Below are 17859 nucleotides of genomic sequence, written 5' to 3' on the forward strand. Positions count from 1 at the left end.
CGGAGGATCTGCGCCGAAACAAAAAGGGAACATACCAGCCTTTACCGCGATATCAACTGTTCGATCGACCTGACCCACGCGCGCCCCGCGAAACTACGGACCGCCGGCCGCGTTGTCATCTGTGAACATCGACGATCGGGAGGCAGACGCCGGCGCCGCTCCTCGTACGCCTGGAAGGGTCCGCGAAACCAATGGCTGACAATCTTTCGAAATACCGCGCCAAACGCGATTTCAAGAAGACCAGCGAACCGAGCGGTAAGGCGCAGGTCAAGCCATCGAACCGCCGCCGCTTCGTGATCCAGAAGCACGACGCCACGCGGCTTCACTATGACCTCAGGCTCGAGCTCGACGGCGTGTTCAAATCCTGGGCAGTGACCAGGGGGCCATCGCTCGATCCTAGTGACAAGCGGCTCGCTGTCGAGGTCGAGGATCACCCGCTCGACTACGGCGACTTCGAAGGCACGATCCCCAAGGGTCAATATGGCGGCGGCACGGTCATGCTATGGGATCGCGGCTACTGGGAGCCGGAGGGTAGGAAGTCACCTGAAGAGGCCCTGAGGAAGGGCGACTTCAAGTTCACGCTTGTTGGCAAGCGGCTGCATGGCAGCTTCGTCCTAGTTCGGATGCGCAACGATCGCGATGGCGGCAAACGGACCAACTGGCTGCTGATCAAGCATCGTGACGAACATTCGGTTGAGGAGAACGGCGCGGCGATCCTCGAGGAGAACGCGACTTCCGTCGCCTCCGGCCGCAGCATGGAGCAGATCGCGGAAGGCAAGGGCCGCAAGCCACGACCGTTCATGATGGCGAATGCGGATGTAGAAGCGGATGCCGTCTGGGACAGCAAGCACGGTCTGGCGGCTGACGAGCGCAAGAAGAGATCGCGCAAGAATATCGCGACTTCCACGACAGTCGACCTGCCGGGCTTCGTCGCGCCGCAGCTCTGCGAGACGCTTGCGCGGCCGCCGGCCGGCGACGACTGGCTGCATGAGATCAAATTCGACGGTTATCGGATCCAGATGCGCGTCGCCCAGGGCAAGGTGACGCTGAAGACGCGCAAGGGTCTCGACTGGACCGCGAAATATCCAGAGATCGCCGATGCTGCATCCGAATTGCCCGATTGCATCATCGATGGCGAAATCTGCGCCCTGGACGACAATGGTGCACCCGATTTCGCAGCACTCCAGGCCGCGCTCTCGGAAGGCAAGACCGCTAACCTTGTCTACTTCGCCTTCGACCTGCTCTTCGCTGGCGGCGAGGACTTGAGGTCGATGCGATTGATCGAGCGGAAGAAGCGGCTCGAAGACTTCCTCGCTGCCGGGAGCGACGATCCGCATATCCGCTACGTCGAACACTTCGAATCCGGCGGTGACGCGGTGCTGCGCTCCGCCTGCAAGCTGTCGCTCGAAGGTATCGTCTCCAAGCAGATGGATGCGCCCTATCAGTCGGGCCGCACCGATACCTGGGCAAAGTCGAAATGCCGGGCTGGTCATGAGGTGGTGATCGGTGGCTATGCCAGGACCAACGGCAAGTTTCGATCTCTTCTGGTCGGCGTTCACCGCGGCGATCACTTCGTCTACGTCGGCCGGGTCGGCACGGGCTTCGGCGCCGCGAAGGTCGAGCGGTTCGTCCCCAAGCTGAAGGCGTTGGAAACATCGAAGTCACCCTTCACCGGGATCGGTGCGCCGAAAAAGGAGAAGGAAGTCACCTGGCTGAAACCGGAGCTCGTTGCCGAGATCGAGTTCGCCGACTGGACGGGCGACGGCCTAGTTCGTCAGGCAGCCTTCAAGGGTCTGCGCGAAGACAAGCCAGCCGCGGAGGTCGAGACCGAACGGCCGGCAACACCCACCAAGACAGACACACCCGAGCCGGCGCCGAGCGCAAAGACGAGGGCTGTCCGCCGCAAAGGCGCGAAGGCAGAGGTGATGGGCGTCCTCATCTCCAGTCCCGACAAGGCGCTCTGGCCGGACGCCGGCGATGGCGAACCGGTCACAAAGGAGGACCTTGCCCGCTATCATGAAGCTGTCGGCACCTGGCTCATCGAGCATATCAGGGGCAGGCCCTGCTCGATCATTCGGGCGCCGGACGGCATTGGCGGCGAGCAATTTTTTCAGCGACATGCGATGCCCGGCACGTCCAACCTGCTCGAGCTGGTGAAAGTCTTCGGCGACAAGAAGCCCTACCTTCAGATCGACCGGATCGAGGGGCTCGCGGCGATCGCCCAGATCGGCGGTATCGAATTGCATCCGTGGAACTGCGAGCCCGGCAAGCCGGAAGTGCCTGGTCGTCTGGTGTTCGATCTCGATCCTGGTCCCGACGTCCCGTTTGCTGCTGTGACGCGCGCGAGATGCGCGTTCGCCTCGACGCGCTCGGCCTCGTCAGCTTCTGCAAAACCACAGGCGGCAAGGGATTGCATGTCGTCACGCCATTCACTGTGAATAAGCGCAAGCCTCTGTCGTGGACGGAGGCCAAGGGTTTCGCGCATGACGTTTGCGAGCAAATGGCGCGCGATAATCCCGATCTTTATCTCATCAAGATGAGCAAGAGCCTCAGGAGTGGGAGGATCTTTCTCGACTATCTCCGCAACGATCGCATGGCGACCGCCGTGGCGCCGCTGTCGCCGCGCGCGCGGCCCGGCGCCACTGTCTCGATGCCGCTCAACTGGACACAGGTGAAGTCCGATCTCGACCCGAAGCGCTTTACCGTTCGCACCGTGCCTGCGCTGCTTGCGAAAACCACTGCCTGGCAGGACTATTGTGATGGCGAGCGGCCGCTCGAACAGGCGATCAAGCGCCTTGGAAAATCCAGACGGGCCGCGTGAGCACTTGGTGCCGCCCGGGTCATGACCGATGGATGAAGAAACGAAAGACCAGCCTTCCAGGCCCGCCCGTGTGGGTGCGACGACCGACCTGCCGCATGACCGAATAACGGTGGCACGGTTTCGGGAGGCGTTCCCGCGGGCGCGCTGGAGCGACAGGCTGAATGCCTGGTTCGTTCCGGGCCGCACCGCCGAAAAGCGCATCAGCCGCTGGCTGGCCGAGATGGAGGCGGAGGCCGATAGATTCGCTGATGAGAAGGGCAGGGACGCGTTCGCCTTCGATCCGATCGAAAGCCGCTATCTCGAGGCGACGACCGCCACGTTACAGATCCAGACGCCCTATTCACGGACGGTCGTCAACGAGATCCGGGAAATTCCGTATGCACGCTGGGACGCCGATCGCCGGCTATGGACCGTCCCTTACCGCTCGTTCAATGAACTCCGGAAGCGATGGCCCACGATCGAGGCGGCGGCGGAGCGCAGTGAGCCGGAAGCACGGCAGGCACGGCGCGAAACGATCAAGGGAACGCAAGAAGACGAGGCATCCAAGGCGAGGATGAAGGAGCGCCGTCGGAAACGCTATCCCGTTCCTGCCGATTATGCTCCGCCCTTTGACCGCGCCGTCGGCACGCATGTCGGCGTCGTTTTCTTCATCGGCACTGACGGCGAGCTGGCCGACCCGGCGACGATCAGCACGTTCTACTTCCCCGCCGAAGATGGCGAGGAATATGTGTGGACGTCGTGGCGATCGGGCTCGCTCGAAGAACTGGTGACGACCTGGCCCGCACGAACGCCGCCGAACGAGCGCGAGCTCGAACGGGGTTGGTGGATGCCTGATCTGGAGGAACTGCGCGTGGCGCGGCGCAACGCCAAATCAAGGCGACGGGCCAGAGAGCGCAACGACAAGAAGGAATGCTCCCGGTGAAAAATCAGCAAACCGCGCTTGAGGTCTTCCGGAGCCTGCCTCCCGTCGAGACGCGCGAACTGGCCGGGCTTTGGAAAGGACACGGCATCCCGACGGGGCATCCATTCGACGGTGTGCTCGAAAATCTCGGCTGGTTCGGCAAACGGTTCACGCCGGACATGCGCGCCGATGCCTTGCTGTTTCGATCGGGAGACCGGCGACTGGTCGCGATTGATCCGAAATGGATCCCGCTTCGGCTGGCGTTACGTTTTCACGAGGTCGGCAGAATGCGCGTGGCAAGCAACCTGTTTTCCTATCTCCAGCGCCGGCTGCGGGCGAGGGCCCCGGTCGCCTCCTTGAAGACGATGGTGTTTGGCGGCGTCGAGAGCGCGGCCTTGGTCTATGACCATCAACCCATTGTCGATCATTTCCGACGGATAGATGTGGACAGGATCATTGGCGCGATGACGATCAATGGTGACGATCGGATCTACTTCTTCGAACTCCAGCGCGTCGACGGACCTTGAAATGCGGGCAGCCGGTCGCTCACCACCCGAATCGATGACCGCTTTTGCGAGCAACTGTTCTACCGCGCGGTCGTCCGGGTCCGACAGGGCGCTCCCCGAAAGGGTCGAGCGCCCTGTTCTTTCATCGGTCCGCTTTTCAAATCTCGATGACGTCATACGTAGAACCATTTTCCTCCGTAAGGGTTCGCTTCGTCAGGAGGTCCAAGCTATGAAGCCTGAACAATTCCTTGAACGCTGGAAATCGGAGCATATCGACAGCGGCACGCAGCAGAGCGACGCGTCGAGGCTCGTCGAGGATCTTCTCGCTGATGCGGAGAAGGAGGGCATCAGTCGCGACATGCTGGTGGAAGCGGCCGGCGGCGGGCTCGTCAATTATATCGTCGGCGCTATCAAAGAGGCGGTCGAGGAGGAGCTCTGGTAGCGAGTCATGCGCGGCGCGGCTCGCGACCCCCGCCTTTCAGAGGGTCGCCCGTTCGCTCATGTCAAACACCGCGGCATTGTCCTGAACCTCGCGAAGGCCCTTGTAGGATGCGTGGCGCAGGCTCCCGTCATGGGTCCAGCCGCGAAACTCGATCTCCGCGATCAAGGTCGGCTGCGCGAAGATCAGGTTCTTGCCCTTGAGCGGCACCGCCGGCCGTTTGGTCTTGAGCCTGTCGAGAGTGGCGCGCAGGTATGCTGCGTCCTTCGTATTAAACCCGGTTCCGACCGAGCCGACATAAACCCAGTCATGACCTTTGCGGCCGGCGAGAAAAAGGCTGCCAAGCCCGCCGCGGGCAGTCAGCGACTGCTCGTAGCCGACGATCATGAAGCTTTCGCTCTGGACGCATTTGATCTTCAACCAGTCGCCGGTGCGACCGGAGCGATAGGGCCGATCCCGATGCTTGGCGATGATGCCCTCGAGGCCCATGGAGCAAGCCTTCTCGAGAAGTGCGGCGCCATCCCCGAACACTTCCTCGGACAACTGGATCGCGCCGGCGGAGCCGTCAAGAAAGTCTTCGAGCAGATGCCGGCGCACGGAGAGTTCTGTTCCTGTCAGGTCGTGGCCATCGAAATAGAGAAGGTCGAAAGCAAAACACACCGACTCCGTCGATGAACGCTTGCCGCCGCGTCCGCCGAGCGAGCGCTGCAGCGCCCCGAAATCGGACCGTCCTTCCTCATCGAGCACGACGGCCTCGCCATCGAGGATGGCGGTCCCGACACCGAGCTTGCTGGCGGCCTCGGCGATTGCCGGGAAACGATGCGTCCAGTCGTGGCCGCCGCGAGTGATGATCCTGACACCTTTCGGCTCGATATGGATTGCCAGGCGATAGCCGTCCCACTTCACCTCGAACACCCAATCCGGGCCTTTCGGCGGGACCGGCTTCAGGAGCGCCAGGCAGGGCTCGATGCGCTCGGGCATCGGGTCGAACGGAAGATTGGGTTGTGCCGGATTGCGCGGCCGGGCCGGTTTGGACTTAGCGACGGAATCGTCCTGCAGCAAAGGTTTGGCACGACGGCTCATTTGGTCACCCGTTTCTCAGTCGCGACTGACTTTCGCAAAGCGTCCATGATGTCGACGACATTGCTCGGCGACGACGAAGGTGCCACCTTGCTCTTGCCCTTCTGCGGCTTCGACGCCTTCTTCTCGGCCGCGATTATCTCCAGCAGGCGCGCATGCGGCCGTATAAAGCGCCACCGGACAGGTCACTTCTCCGAACTTGATATAGCCTTTCCAATTCGCTCTTGGACCAACCATGACCCTGATAATCCCGACGCAACTCAAGCGATTCAAGCGAATCAGCGGCGAATCGTTCCGAGTCGAAACGAATCATTTTTCAACTTGGCTGCGATCGCGTGCTCGTTTTGCGAGTCCCACTAGAGTCCCGATTCGGTGCATCTTTTCGGGGCCACGCGCGTTTTCTTGGAGGAACAACCGCAAGGGAGTCTCGTCGTGAGCAAGCGCGAACTGATCGATACCGGAACCGACAAACGCTATGTCCGTCGCGACAAGGAGGGCAAGTTCAAGGAGAGCGACGACGTCTCGCGGTCGCTGGCGGCCGACGCCCGGCACGATGCCAAACATGAAACCAAACCGGGCCAGGGTGACAAAGGCGATCGCAAGCATTGAGCCCAGGTGAAGCCTCTCGGCTGGCCATCGGCTACTTTGTCGTGCCGTGCTTGTTCGCGCGCTCCTGAATGAGCGCGCATCGCTCGATCAGTTGATCAATCTATTCAGAATCTCCAAGCAGAAGGCCGTCATCGACCATTTTTGCGGAGTCCTCACTGAGCGCGCGGAGACCATCTTCGGACGGTGTCAGAACCAGATTGCCATTGACGGCGGCCGCATAGTCGATCGGTGACCGGTCGGCCGCCAGGGCCGATCGAAACCAGCATAATCGATGCAGCGATGGTGATGGCGTTCGTGCGAGCAGCGGATGTCGGGCTCAGCGGCACGGAACTCAAGCCGGAAATCGATGGCAATGCCGCCGTCCTTGCTCGACTGGAGGCGGTCCGCGGCGCGGTCGCTTTCAAACTCGGACTCTGTGTAGATCCGGCAGAGGCGGCTTCACGTACGCCGGCCTTACCGAAAATCGCTTTCGTCAGTACGCCTCGAAATCATCGTGTGGCGGATGGGCAAAAAATCGCTTCAACACAGATTGATCTGATCGCGCGAGGTGTGTCGATGGGTCGTCTCCACCATGCCTGCATAGTTGAAACGCTCCGACGCCCTGCCCTGTTCTCCTCGCAGGTGACCTACATGCCCAAACCGAGGCCCTTCTTCAGCCCACGTGTGACTTCGTATTTGCAGCTGAGCTCTGCCCGCCCACAACAAGGCCATCGCCGCCACATTCTCGACCCGACGCTGGTGCGCCGGCCGTTTGGAAGGCTCGCATTGATCGTAATAGGCACCCCGTACCAGTGACGGCAACTGTGCCGAAAGACGGGCTGCAAGGTCGGCGGGCAGGCGATCGCGCACGCTGTGAAGAACGGCACTCAAGATATGCCATGCACGCTGACGGTCCGGCCCCTGATGTTCCATGATTTCATAGAGCCGGACATTGGTGATCTGAAGCGTCTTATCGAAGACGGCAACGCCGGAAGCGCTCATGGTCCCCTCCTGCTTTCATGTGATGATCGCCGAACCACAAGAATAGCATCGACGTTCCGGCCGCTATCTTCCGCCGCTTCAGGTGGACTGCCGCGGTATGCACGGGCGAGATCACATAGCCGGTCGCCGGATCCACCTGACACCATGGGGCGCAACGATGGTGTTTGGCAAAGGAGCCTCAACCGGACTGATCCAGGGTGGTCAGATCATTGAGAAAATCCCGGCACCAGCGCGAGACGTCGTGCTCCAGCAGGTGATCCATCATCGTCTTCCAGCGCTCCTTCCGCTCTTCTAGCGGCATGCTGAGCGCGCGCGCGATGGCGTTGGCGGTGCCCTCTATGTCGTATGGGTTGACGAGCAACGCTCCCCTTAGCTCGCGGGCAGCTCCGGCGAAACGCGAAAGTACAAGGACGCCAGGATCGTCGAGATCCTGCGCGGCCACATATTCCTTGGCAACGAGGTTCATCCCGTCCCGAAGGGGCGTCACCAGCCCGACTTTGCCAAGCCGGTAAAGTCCGGCCAGAATATGCCGGCCCACCGAGCGGTTGATATAGCGTATGGGCACCCAATCAACGGCGCCGAGAGCACCGTTCACCCTGCCGGCCTGTTCGGCAACAGTACGCTGCATGGCTTCATACTCGGGAACTTCGGAGCGGGACTTCGGCGTGATCTGTAGATAGGTGACACGACCCTGCTGTGCCGGATTGGCCAGGATGAACTGCTCAAACGCGTCGATGCGCTGCGTGATCCCCTTGGAATAATCGAGGCGATCGACACCGATGATCAGGCTGCGGTGTTCGATGCTTTCACGCGCTTTCCTGACGGTCTTGTTGGTCGATGCCTTTTCGGCCAACTCGGCAAAGGCCGCGGTCTCGATGCCGATTGCATAAGTGCCGCCCTTGAATAAGCGGCCATAGGCAGTGAAGCGGCCTCCGCCAAGTTCGTCGCCACTGCCTTCCCGCCTAAGACAGCCGGCGAAGTTCTCAAGGTCATGATCGGTCTGAAAGCCGACGACATCATAGTGCGACAGGCCACGCATGATCTCCTCGTGAACAGGCATGGTGAAGAGCACGTCCGCGGGCGGCCAGGGGATGTGAAGGAAGAAACCGATGCGGTTCTTCAGGCCCATCTGCCGCAGTTCCGCTGCCAGAGGGATCAAGTGATAGTCGTGCACCCAGATGACGTCATCGGGTTTGACAAGGGGCGCCAACCGCCGTGCGAAGAAGCGGTTGACGCGGAAATATCCGGCCATTTCCTTGCGGCCATATTCGGCAAGATCAAGCCGGTAGTGGCAGATCGGCCAAAGAACCCGGTTGGCGAAGCCGTGGTAGTATTCCTCGACATCGGTGTCGGTCAGATCCGTCAGAGCATAGTTGATATTGCCCTCCTGCAGTTGCGCAAGCGGCTCCGGCTCTTGCTCGCCGCCCGATTTTCCCGACCAGCCCATCCATATGCCGCCTTGCTCTTCGAGGGCGGCTTTCAGCGCGACCGCCAGCCCGCCCGCCGGGGCAATGCCGCCTTTGTCCGGAACGGGCACGCGATTGGACACAATGACGAGACGGCTCATGCCGGATTCCTTTCATGCATGAAAATATGTCAGGTGCTTAAATATTTTAGGAGGCCAATTCGGCGATGATGTCGCGCAGGGTATTGGCAGAGCGAATGGAGCCAAGGGCTTCGCTTGCGGGCAAATGCGATCCGATGCGGATCGAATAGCCGCCGAGCCGATTGGCCGTTCGAAACATCGCTTCGTCTGTCACATCATCCCCGATCGCCAGCGCGCGTCTGCCGGCGAAGGCTCGCTGCCCGAGAAACGCCGCGACCGCGTGGCCCTTATCGGCGCGGGCCGGACGGATCTCGATTACCATCTTGCCGTGCTGGATCGTCCAGTTTGGCCCTGCCCGGATCAACGCCCGCTCCATCAGCAGTTCAACTTCGAGTTTTCTGGCCGGCTCCAGCCGGTAATGGGCCGCGACTGCCGCTCCCTTGTCCTCGATTAGAACTCCCGCCCAGTTGGCAGTCTCGGCGACAAGATCGGCCTTCAGCCGCTCGAACTCCGCCGTCGCTGCGGCCTTATGTACGAAGCCGTCCGGATCGCGACGCTCGGCACCGTGAAGCCCGGCGACGGGAAAATGGGACTGTGAGAAAAGCTGGTCGACATAATCAAGAGCGCGACCGGTCACGAGCGCCAAGGCACCGCCGAGTTTTCTTGACAAGGCATCCAGATTCGCTGGCAGCGAAGGCGGAACGATCACGGCATCCGGCGTTGCGGCGAGGTCCAGCAAAGTGCCATCGATATCGAGGAACAGAGCCCAGTTGTCCAGATCCGTCGAGAGAGCGGAGAGAAAGTCCTCCCCTAAGGCGGCCTCCGAGGCGCTGAGAAGCTGCGTCTGGCATGACATGACGCTATGTCTACCTCAGATCGCTATTGCCGGCCAACCCCAACTTTCATCAATGACCGGCGATACTTGCGACTGCCGGCGAGCTCGTTTTCCTTGTCTTTGGCGCAATCGCCCAATTTGACCGACGACTGACCTCGAAGGACGGCATTGTCGCTGCAAGCGCACAAGGGCTCTGCCGTCAGCCTCTAGACCTGAAGAAGGTCGAGGCTGTTAGCAGTCATTGCGCTCCGGATATCGCCTGGCCGGCTGGATGACGGCCCGCATGGTGATAGGCGACATCATCTATCTGGCAGCGGCGCTCGCTGGCCTTGCTTGCATCGCTGAAACGTTTACGACCTATTGATCGTTATCAAGTGGGCCGGGGTTGCCTACCTAAGCTGGCTTGCCGTGCAGTTCTGGCGCGCCAATCCCACGACAAAGCGGCCGGAGCGCGTTCATGTCCGGCATTCTCATTACGCTGGGCAATCCAAAGTCCGTCCTATTTATGTGTCCATTTTGCCCACGGTGATCGATGTTTCGACGGTGAACATGGCGGACGCCTTGCTGCTTTTAGCTGTCACCTGCATAATCTTGTCGGTGCGCAATACCCCTTCGCGATGGCCGGTGCGCGGGCCCGGCACGCGCTGAGCTCTCCGCGCGGTGAAGTTGATGAACCGCGTATTCGATATAGCCGCTCTTGCCTCTCCGCCGCTGGTCGTCGCCTTCGCGCGCGCCGGTACGGTGAAGCTCGATATTCTGACCGATCCGATCGGAACGACCGCCGACGGCCGGAAGATCACCCTCTCCATGCTTTGGCCGACCGGCGCCGAGATCGACGAGCCCTGGCGCAGGCTTCAAGTCCGCGCGACTCAACCTGATCGGCATGGGCATCCTGCCGTTGCGGTTGCCCGCGGAGTTCTGTCCCGACCGGCTGAAGCTCCAGCTGGGAGACGTTGTCGAAGTTGCGGCGGATCCGGCGACGATTTCTCCGCGCTGCCCGGTGCCGGTGACGATCTTGAGGAAAGACGGCAGCAGTTTCTCGTTCGGGGCAGACGCGGCGGTAGAAACCAATGTCGAACTCCGGACGCTCAAGGCCGGCGGTCTCCTGCCTTTCATCCTCGATGAAGTGCTGAGATCGCCCGGTAACGCAAAGTCTGCGAAAACTTCGCTTCAGTGACGGTTGCCCACCCGAACGAAGTCGGGCGGGACACGCCGGCGGTGCATGTCGCCGGCTGCGGGGGACCCGTGGCTTCTACGCTGCAGCCCTTTCGATCAGCGTCCAGAGCAGTTCCTTTTCCTTCGGCTTCAGATCGGTTAGCGGCGGACGCACCGGGCCCGGTGTCCGGCCGATGAGTTCGACGCCCGCCTTGATGATCGATACCGGATAGCCCTGCTCGCGGTCGCGCAAGGCCGCGAAGGGGAAGAAGAAGCTGTGCAGGATCTCTTCCATCGTCGCGCGATCGCCGGCACGCATGGCCTTGTAGAAGCGCTGTGCCAGTTTGGGCACGAAGTTGAAAACGGCCGAGGAATAGGTCGTCACCCCGACGCCGTTGAAGCCTTCGGCAAAGAGCTCGTGCGTCGGCATGCCGCCGATATAGCAGAGCCGATTGCCGAGCTTGGCGGTAACGTGGCGGACGAGATCGACCTTGCCGGTGCCGTCCTTAAAGCCGATGAGATTGGGGCATGCCTCGGCGAGACGGGCGACGGTTTCGGCATTGGCCACCGAGTTCGCCCGGTTGTAGATGATCACCCCCAGCCCGGTCGATTCGCAGACCGCCTTCACATGCCGGTAGATACCCTCCTGCGGCGCTTCCATGAGATAGTGGGGCAGCAGCAGAAGGCCGTCGGCTCCCGCCGCTTCGGCACGGCGGGCCGTCTCCCTGGCAAGCGCCGTGCCGTAGCCGCAGCCGGTAATGATCGGCACGTTTCCCGAGGCCTCCTTCGCCGCGCGTGTGACATCGCCGACTTCTTCCGGCGAGAGGGAAAAGAACTCGCCGGTGCCGCCGGCGGCGAAGAGGGCCGCCGCGCCGAAGCCGGCAAGCCACTCGACGTGGCCGCGATAGCTTTCGAGATTGAGGCTGAAGTCTTCTCGGAAGTGGGTGACTGGAAACGACAATAGCCCCGAAGCGATGCGAGACTTGATCTCATCTGGCGACAAAGGACCTTCTCCATGAATTGATATTATGTCATTGGCAGTCATATGATGACATCGAGAGGGAGTCAACCGCCCAACCCTAACCGTCGATCGGCGCCCCGCCCGTACCCGACGGCGCAGGATATAGCGTCGAATCCAGAGCGGCGGTCTTTCATATCGGTCGCTGAAGGGACTTTTTGCGAAAGTCATAATATGTATTTCCGGGGCGCGAAATGCTGCAGCCGATAGAAGAAACTGGTGAATATAACTACCGCAAAACTTGCGGAGCCATCGCCGGCTGTCTACTCAGCGGAGTCGATCAGATTGCGTCGGGAAAGGACGAAGAACCGTGGAGCAGGCAGGGAAGGAAACCGGCCGCCGGAGGGCGCTTTGGGCGGCGGTTGCGATTGTCGCGATCGTTGCGGCGGGTGCAATCGGCGGCAAGATCGCGCTCGAGAGGAAGGTCAACGAACTGGTCGCAGCGCGCGGCGGCACGGCGGCCTCCGTCGATGTGGATCTCCTGGGACGCATTCATCTGCGCGACGTGACGCTGCCGCTCACCAACGGCGTGAATGTCCGTGTCACGGCGATCGACGGACGACCCAAGATCCTCTTCCTGAACGGGATGCTCGAGGTAAGCGACCTCAGCGTCCAGTCGTCAACGGGCAAGATCTCCGTGCCGCATGCAAGCGTCGAGGACGCCAATCTCGATCCTGGATTGCTGGCCGAACTCGTCAGCGGGAAAAGCACTGCCCCGCTGTCGAGGCGCATCGAAGGCCTTGCGGTGAGACGCGTTTCGGCGCCCGAGGTCACCGTCAGCCAGGCGATTGCCGGCAGCGAGCAGAAGACGGTCTACAGGAACGTGGCCCTCGCCGACATCGCAGATGGCCGGGTCGCGCGCTACTTAGCCGACGGCGCCAGCTTTGAATTTGCCATGGAAATCCCCGACGGGCTTGGAGGTACGAAGCAGGAGCGCATGACCGGTTCGATCGGTGCAATGGCGGGACAGGACTTCGACGCGGCCTATATGGCGCGCCTCTATACGGAAAAGGCGGGGCCAGAGGACAAGGAGGCGAAGCCGCTCTACGGTCCCCTTTCGGTCAAGGCCATCGCCTTCTCGAACAGCCAGACGCGTTTCGCCTATGACGAAATGCGCAGCAACGGGTTCAGCATGCGCATGCCGGCCGAGCCGCTTCTTGAATTGCTGGAGAAGTTGTCATCGGTCTCAAAGCCCGATGAGGTTGCTCCGGAGGAGCGGCGAGCCTTCTTTGCCCGGCTCCTGTCGCTGGCCGACGTGGTCGGCAAGGGCGACATGGAGATGCTCGGACTCAAGATCGACGCGCCGGCAGAGAACGCCGAAACCAAGGGCGAGAGAATCAAGCTTGCAATCGATTGCCTGGCAGTCCGGCTCGACGGCCGGACGTTCGATGCGGCGCTTAACGGCCTGTCGATGGGCGAGGGCGGCGACTACGTCAAGTTCTCCGAAGCGAGCATTACCGGCTTTTCGTGGGATTCGACGCTCAAAGCGCTGCAGAAGATGGCTGCGCTGGACGAGCAACAGCTCAATACCTTCCCCTTCACCACGCTCTTGCCGGAGTTCGGCACGTTCCGCGTCGCAGGAATTGACGTCGACCTGCCCAACCCCGAGACGAGCACGGACAACGCCGATGCGGAAGGCTACGCCGAAACCGATGACCCGGACGCGCTTGCCGAAGAGGGGCTCGTGCCTGATACGGAGCAGGCCGACGGGGCGGATCAGCAGACGAATAAGCCTGCCGCCGCCGTTCTCGAACGCATCCGCTTCACGCTGAAGAATTATGAGCTAGCGCTCACCAAGCCCTATAACGGCATTCCGACCAATGTCCGCGTCAGCTACGAGGATCTGAGCGTGCCGCTCTCGGAGGACGCGAAGGACGAGACCTTAGCGGAACTCCGCGAATTGGGTTTCGAAGAACTGGTCCTCTCCTCGAACATACAAGCGGCCTGGGATGAGCCCAATCAGGCGCTGGTGATCGAAGACATTTCGGTCAGCGGCAAGGATGTGGGCAGCCTCTCCCTTTCCGGCCTGATGGGGGGCTTCACCAAGGACTTCTTCTCTGGCAATCCGGCCATGGCCCAGGTGGCGCTCTTCGGCCTCACGGCGCGGGAAGTGAAGCTCAAGCTCGAGGACAAGGGCGGCATGGCCAAAGGCATCAAATTTTATGCCGGGCAAAACGGGATGACAGAGGACCAGGCGCGCGGCATGTTCACGATGATGGCAGCGGCGGTGTTGCAGCAGTTCGCTGCCGACCAGCCGAAGCTCAAGGGCACCGTCGACGCGCTGTCGCGCTTCATCGCCAAGCCCGGGATCTTCAGCCTGACGGTCAGGTCCAAGGCCGAAAACGGCGTTGGCGCGTTCGATCTCGTCGCGGCTTCCGAGAACCCGCTGCTTCTTCTCGACAAGGTCGAGCTCGAGGCGGCCGCGCAATAGGCCGCCTCTTCGGGCCCCGCCGCCGCGCAGGGCCCGCAGGTCAAGGCGCATAGTTCCCGATAAGAAGCGCCGCTCCTCGGGCCGCAGTGCCCTGGAGCCCCACTTGGAGAGCGTGCTCGGAAATGCATGGCTGCCTAAAGGCTGAAAGAGTGGTAAATTAGGCATTGCTTATGGAAATTCCTGCCCATGCTCGCCGCTGTAGGCCGAGCAGCTTCGTGGAAGGGGCGGCGTCGATGCCTTTCACGTCAGTATCAGTGCCGGTCATCGCCATTGCTCTTTTATCGGTGGTTCTTGTCTTGCCGAGCGACGCCCATCAGGCGGGCGGCGGCTGGGCCTATCCTCCGGCCTGTTGCAAGGCCAACGATCTCGGAGGAGACTGCGCCGCCATACCGGCTTCCGATGTAAGCAAGGGCAGACGCGGATTCTCCGTCACGCTCCGTCCTGGAGACCACCCCCTCGCCACCAGAAGCCACTGGTTCTTCATCCCCTATGGAGATGAAATCCCGTCAGGAGACGGCGACTATCACATCTGTCTTCATCCGACCGAAGACGACTTAAACTGCTTCTTCGCGCCACCGGACACCGTTTGACGAGGTCCTGCATCAGCTGCACCAGAGCCAAGAACTGGACTGGCTGAAATTAAATCAGCGTTCAACTTTCGGAGTTATTCGTGCGGGTATTGTCGATTTCTACCCGAGTTGATTTTGATGAGCGAATTTCAAAACAAAGCTGTTCGGCTGATGGCTGCCTTTGGAGAAGACTCGCTGAGTGATCTCGAAGAGCGCCAGAGAATACTCCTGCTTACGTCCCTGGAACTCTACCGCGCCCTCGGCGGGTCCTTTGATCAGCTCGAGGCGCTCATCATGGGCGATGAGCAGGAAACGCCTCGGCGCGTCGATTTGGTCATAGGCGATCTGATGGGCGAACTCGCGGCCATCGGTCACCTGTATGACCTGGACATCATGCAAGCCGCCCATAACACGCTCGACAGGAGACTCCGAGAGGGGCTGTCTTTCACGGATTCTTAATCGGCTAATATTACTGTGAGTTGTCCGACCGGGTGCACTGGCGCCAAATACAACCGCATGCATGCGAGGTCGGACACGACAATTCTGCCGCCGCAAATTCTAAGGTCCTGACCTCACGCCTCACTATTCGACGTCGTCACGGCCGCATCGCCTGCGACGTTTTCTTTGAAAGGCGCTGCATGATGGCAATTGTGAGTTCGTCCAAACAGCTTGCACTACAAAATCGCAAGGAACTTTTCTACAATGTATTTGCGACCCTGAACCGCCTGGAGATCGACGCATCTCCGGTGAACTACGAGCTCATGTACGAGATCGTCAGCGGCAACAACCCGGAACTTCGCGAAAAATTTGCGCGGCTTGCAAAGCCGATCTCAGAAGAGGAGCTCGATGCGCTGGCACGAACCTACCTGCCGCATCACTTCGGCACGTCGATCCATGACCAGTCCGCAAATCGCCTGCAGGGCGAATTGACGACGCTGAAGGAGTCGCTGCTGTCTGGTCAGAACTCGCTGTCCAACTACACCAGCATGCTTGGCCAGGCGACCGGCAAGATATCCTCGGCCGATCCGCGCGACATGAACACGATCCGGTCGCAGCTTCGGGCGATCCGCCAGATGACGGAAGTGCAGCACTCGGCGAGCACGCAGATTCTCGAGCGCGTATCGGACCAGTTATCGTCCGTCGCGGCGATTACCGGCGACGTGGAGGCGTTCGAGCGGACAAAGTTCACGCACCTCGTCACCAATCTCGCCAACCGGCGCGGCTTCAACAAGAGGCTGGCTGAACTCTATGGCGGCGAAACCTGTCCTGATGGCGTGTCGCTTCTTCTCTGTAACCTGCTGGTCCTCGACCCGTTCGAAGCCAAGGAACTCATCAAGATCAAGGAAGCCATTCTGGAGCGCCTCGGCCTTGCCGTAACGCGGGCCGTCCAGGCGACCGACTTTGCCGCCTGGCTGGAGCGGCCGCAGATCGGCATGCTCGTTTGGACGACGGCGGAGGCGGAGATCCAGAAGATGGCTGACCAGCTTCGAAAGAGCTGCCTTGCGGCCTTCGACAGCCGCCAGGCGAAGATGCCTGCCGTCGTCGCCCGGTTCGGCTGCAGCACCACCTATGATGCAAGCACGGCCGCGGAACTTGTGGGGCAGGCGGAAAAAGCGCTGCAGGCTGCCACAGACACGACAGGCGAGAAGGTCGTTTTCTTTTCAACGGGCGGCACCAGCGCCCGCAAGGATTGGATGCTCTATCGCCGCTGACCAGCAGGCTATGTTGCCGCTATATTGCAAAAGCGCCGAGGGCGAGAGGATTGGCGAGGGTAGCGGGACGTCTCCGAGCCAGGAGTGGACGTAGACGGAAGTATATACTGACAAATTCCTGGTGTTGTATAGGATGATGCTATCCAACGTATACAGTACCTTGCTGTAATTATAAGTTGATTCATGTTTTTCAGGTACAGATAAACAGTCAAGACAACGTCGCGAGGAAGCTATGCCGTACAAGGACAGTGTTCAGCGTGTTTCTGCGAGAACGCAGACCCAGATAACCGGAAACGTCAGCTGCAAGACAGGATCGAGCAACGGGGTCGTCAAGGATCTTTCCGAAGAGGGGATATGCTTTCAGCTCTTTTTCGACATCGGCGCGCGCACCGGACAGGAGGTTACGATCCGCAGCCAAGAGCTTGGTCTCCTGACCGGCATTGTCCGGTGGAGCCGGGGAGACCGCATCGGCATCAAGCTCAAGCTCTCATCCAACACGGCCGCCCAGATCGCCTCATACTACAAGTTCTTCCAGGGCTGAGCGCCTGCCGGTGCCGCATCTTAGCAGACGCGCAGAGGTCGCGTGGCACTGCCGCCGGTCCGCTCACGGCCTAGTCACCCGTAGCCCCTCGAGCAGCGCCCGGAAGCCGTCCACAGCTCTTTGAGATGTTTCCTCGGGCGCATCGGAATTCGCGATCCACAGGGCCGCATGGCTGCTGGCGCCATTGATCAGGCGTGCCGCCACCTCCTCGTCGATGTTGATGATGGCGCCCTCTGCCTTGAGTTGGCGCAGGCTTTCGCTGAGAGCGGCGATGCAGCCGTTGTTGCTTGGCCATTGCGAGATGTCTCCGAGGACCGCCGGTCCGTCGCGGAACATGATGCGTTGGATTTCCGGCTCGAGCGCCATCTGGATATACGCGACACACTCGTCCATGAACCCCTGCCAGCGGCTCGGCGCGGCAGCCGAGATGCTATTCAGCCGGGCGGTCATCTCGGCGTCGATTTCCTCGATGACGGCTTGCAGCAGCCCCTTCTTGTCGCCGAAATGGTGATAGAGGGCGCCTCGCGTCAGCCCCGCCCCGGCGGTGAAATCGTCCATGGAGGCCTCGGCATATCCGACCGTCCCAAAGGCCTGTCGGGCGGCCGCAATCAGCTTCGCCCGGGTTTCGGCAATCATGTCGTGGCGCGGTCTGCGCATGCGCTCTCCTATTTACATACGTCTCGTATTTTATTTGACATACGATGCGTATGCAACT

At 60.9% G+C, this 17859-nt stretch carries 16 protein-coding genes and 5 pseudogenes; 12 read left to right on the forward strand and 9 right to left on the reverse strand.

Annotated features, from left to right (window positions below; all coding sequences use genetic code 11):
• The first annotated feature begins 191 nt into the window (after positions 1-191).
• From ligD (NXT3_RS25955) to NXT3_RS25970, 4 genes and pseudogenes are all read left to right on the forward strand, one after another.
• Positions 192-2821, forward strand: a pseudogene (gene ligD / locus NXT3_RS25955) (DNA ligase D).
• 28 nt (positions 2822-2849) lie between these two features.
• Positions 2850-3743 (forward strand): hypothetical protein, encoded by an 894-nt coding sequence (locus NXT3_RS25960; RefSeq protein WP_097525721.1) that lies wholly within the window; start codon positions 2850-2852, stop codon positions 3741-3743.
• A complete protein-coding gene (locus NXT3_RS25965) occupies positions 3731-4249 on the forward strand; it encodes a DUF4334 domain-containing protein (protein WP_104840950.1) in 519 nt (172 codons plus the stop codon). The genes NXT3_RS25960 and NXT3_RS25965 overlap by 13 nt, the downstream gene beginning before the upstream one ends.
• Positions 4250-4457: 208 nt before the next feature.
• Positions 4458-4670 carry a DUF768 domain-containing protein gene (locus tag NXT3_RS25970; RefSeq protein WP_037418696.1) on the forward strand — a complete coding sequence of 71 codons (213 nt, stop codon included), beginning with the start codon at positions 4458-4460 and terminating at the stop codon, positions 4668-4670.
• A gap of 36 nt (positions 4671-4706) precedes the next feature.
• On the opposite strand, the gene ligD (NXT3_RS25975) is transcribed toward NXT3_RS25970, so the two are convergent.
• On the reverse strand, positions 4707-5750 hold the full coding sequence (ligD, locus tag NXT3_RS25975) for a non-homologous end-joining DNA ligase (RefSeq protein ID WP_104840951.1): 1044 nt from the start codon (positions 5748-5750) through the stop codon (positions 4707-4709).
• A gap of 429 nt (positions 5751-6179) precedes the next feature.
• On the opposite strand from ligD (NXT3_RS25975), the gene NXT3_RS25985 reads away from it, so the two are divergent.
• Positions 6180-6356, forward strand: a complete 177-nt coding sequence (locus NXT3_RS25985) for a hypothetical protein (RefSeq protein WP_104840952.1) — start codon at positions 6180-6182, stop codon at positions 6354-6356.
• A 31-nt stretch (positions 6357-6387) separates the two neighbouring features.
• On the opposite strand, the pseudogene NXT3_RS33405 reads toward NXT3_RS25985, so the two are convergent.
• Positions 6388-6615, reverse strand: a pseudogene (locus tag NXT3_RS33405) (nucleotidyl transferase AbiEii/AbiGii toxin family protein); the annotation flags it as partial.
• A gap of 26 nt (positions 6616-6641) precedes the next feature.
• Between NXT3_RS33405 and NXT3_RS33410 the strand changes: the two are divergent.
• A pseudogene (locus NXT3_RS33410) lies at positions 6642-6881 on the forward strand (PrpF domain-containing protein); the annotation flags it as partial.
• On the opposite strand, the gene NXT3_RS32800 reads toward NXT3_RS33410, so the two are convergent.
• The 3 genes from NXT3_RS32800 to otsB all read right to left on the reverse strand — a co-directional run bounded on the left by NXT3_RS32800 (position 6876) and on the right by otsB (position 9739).
• The gene (locus tag NXT3_RS32800; RefSeq protein ID WP_234828248.1) at positions 6876-7337 is read right to left on the reverse strand and encodes a DUF2267 domain-containing protein; all 462 of its coding nucleotides are present in this window, start codon (positions 7335-7337) and stop codon (positions 6876-6878) included. The pseudogene NXT3_RS33410 and the gene NXT3_RS32800 sit on opposite strands and share 6 nt — an antisense overlap.
• A 178-nt stretch (positions 7338-7515) precedes the next feature.
• Positions 7516-8904: an alpha,alpha-trehalose-phosphate synthase (UDP-forming) gene (gene otsA / locus NXT3_RS26005; RefSeq protein WP_104840953.1), complete on the reverse strand. Its 1389-nt coding sequence runs from the start codon at positions 8902-8904 to the stop codon at positions 7516-7518.
• 46 nt (positions 8905-8950) lie between these two features.
• On the reverse strand, positions 8951-9739 hold the full coding sequence (gene otsB, locus NXT3_RS26010) for a trehalose-phosphatase (RefSeq protein WP_104840954.1): 789 nt from the start codon (positions 9737-9739) through the stop codon (positions 8951-8953).
• A 68-nt stretch (positions 9740-9807) separates the two neighbouring features.
• Here otsB and NXT3_RS32805 point away from each other — a divergent pair.
• Positions 9808-9948, forward strand: a pseudogene (locus NXT3_RS32805) (recombinase family protein); the annotation flags it as partial.
• Positions 9949-10221: 273 nt separating this feature from the next.
• Here the strand turns inward: NXT3_RS32805 and NXT3_RS32185 are convergent.
• Positions 10222-10527 carry a hypothetical protein gene (locus NXT3_RS32185; RefSeq protein ID WP_199773467.1) on the reverse strand — a complete coding sequence of 102 codons (306 nt, stop codon included), beginning with the start codon at positions 10525-10527 and terminating at the stop codon, positions 10222-10224.
• Here NXT3_RS32185 and NXT3_RS33415 point away from each other — a divergent pair.
• Positions 10415-10895: pseudogene (locus tag NXT3_RS33415) on the forward strand (hypothetical protein); the annotation flags it as partial. The gene NXT3_RS32185 and the pseudogene NXT3_RS33415 overlap by 113 nt on opposite strands.
• Positions 10896-10970: 75 nt before the next feature.
• On the opposite strand, the gene kdgD reads toward NXT3_RS33415, so the two are convergent.
• A complete protein-coding gene (gene kdgD / locus NXT3_RS26025; RefSeq protein WP_097525726.1) occupies positions 10971-11876 on the reverse strand; it encodes a 5-dehydro-4-deoxyglucarate dehydratase in 906 nt (301 codons plus the stop codon).
• A 325-nt stretch (positions 11877-12201) separates the two neighbouring features.
• Between kdgD and NXT3_RS26030 the strand changes: the two genes are divergently transcribed.
• Positions 12202-14322 (forward strand): aq_1923 C-terminal domain, encoded by a 2121-nt coding sequence (locus NXT3_RS26030; RefSeq protein WP_199773449.1) that lies wholly within the window; start codon positions 12202-12204, stop codon positions 14320-14322.
• Between the two features lie 233 nt (positions 14323-14555).
• Positions 14556-14912, forward strand: a complete 357-nt coding sequence (locus NXT3_RS26035) for a hypothetical protein (protein WP_083854014.1) — start codon at positions 14556-14558, stop codon at positions 14910-14912.
• A gap of 99 nt (positions 14913-15011) precedes the next feature.
• On the opposite strand, the gene NXT3_RS32190 is transcribed toward NXT3_RS26035, so the two are convergent.
• A complete protein-coding gene (locus NXT3_RS32190; protein ID WP_162109105.1) occupies positions 15012-15299 on the reverse strand; it encodes a hypothetical protein in 288 nt (95 codons plus the stop codon).
• Between the two features lie 230 nt (positions 15300-15529).
• Here NXT3_RS32190 and NXT3_RS26045 point away from each other — a divergent pair, with 230 nt between their 5' ends.
• Both NXT3_RS26045 and NXT3_RS26050 read left to right on the forward strand, forming a co-directional pair.
• On the forward strand, positions 15530-16603 hold the full coding sequence (locus NXT3_RS26045) for a diguanylate cyclase domain-containing protein (RefSeq protein ID WP_097525728.1): 1074 nt from the start codon (positions 15530-15532) through the stop codon (positions 16601-16603).
• A 232-nt stretch (positions 16604-16835) separates the two neighbouring features.
• Entirely contained in the window at positions 16836-17144 is a 309-nt protein-coding gene (locus tag NXT3_RS26050; RefSeq protein WP_037418722.1) for a PilZ domain-containing protein, read from the forward strand.
• Between the two features lie 63 nt (positions 17145-17207).
• Here the strand turns inward: NXT3_RS26050 and NXT3_RS26055 are convergent, their stop codons facing one another.
• The gene (locus tag NXT3_RS26055; protein WP_097525729.1) at positions 17208-17801 is read right to left on the reverse strand and encodes a TetR/AcrR family transcriptional regulator; all 594 of its coding nucleotides are present in this window, start codon (positions 17799-17801) and stop codon (positions 17208-17210) included.
• Between the last annotated feature and the right edge of the window lie 58 nt (positions 17802-17859).

It is taken from the genome of Sinorhizobium fredii (assembly GCF_002944405.1).
Taxonomy (GTDB): domain Bacteria; phylum Pseudomonadota; class Alphaproteobacteria; order Rhizobiales; family Rhizobiaceae; genus Sinorhizobium; species Sinorhizobium fredii_C.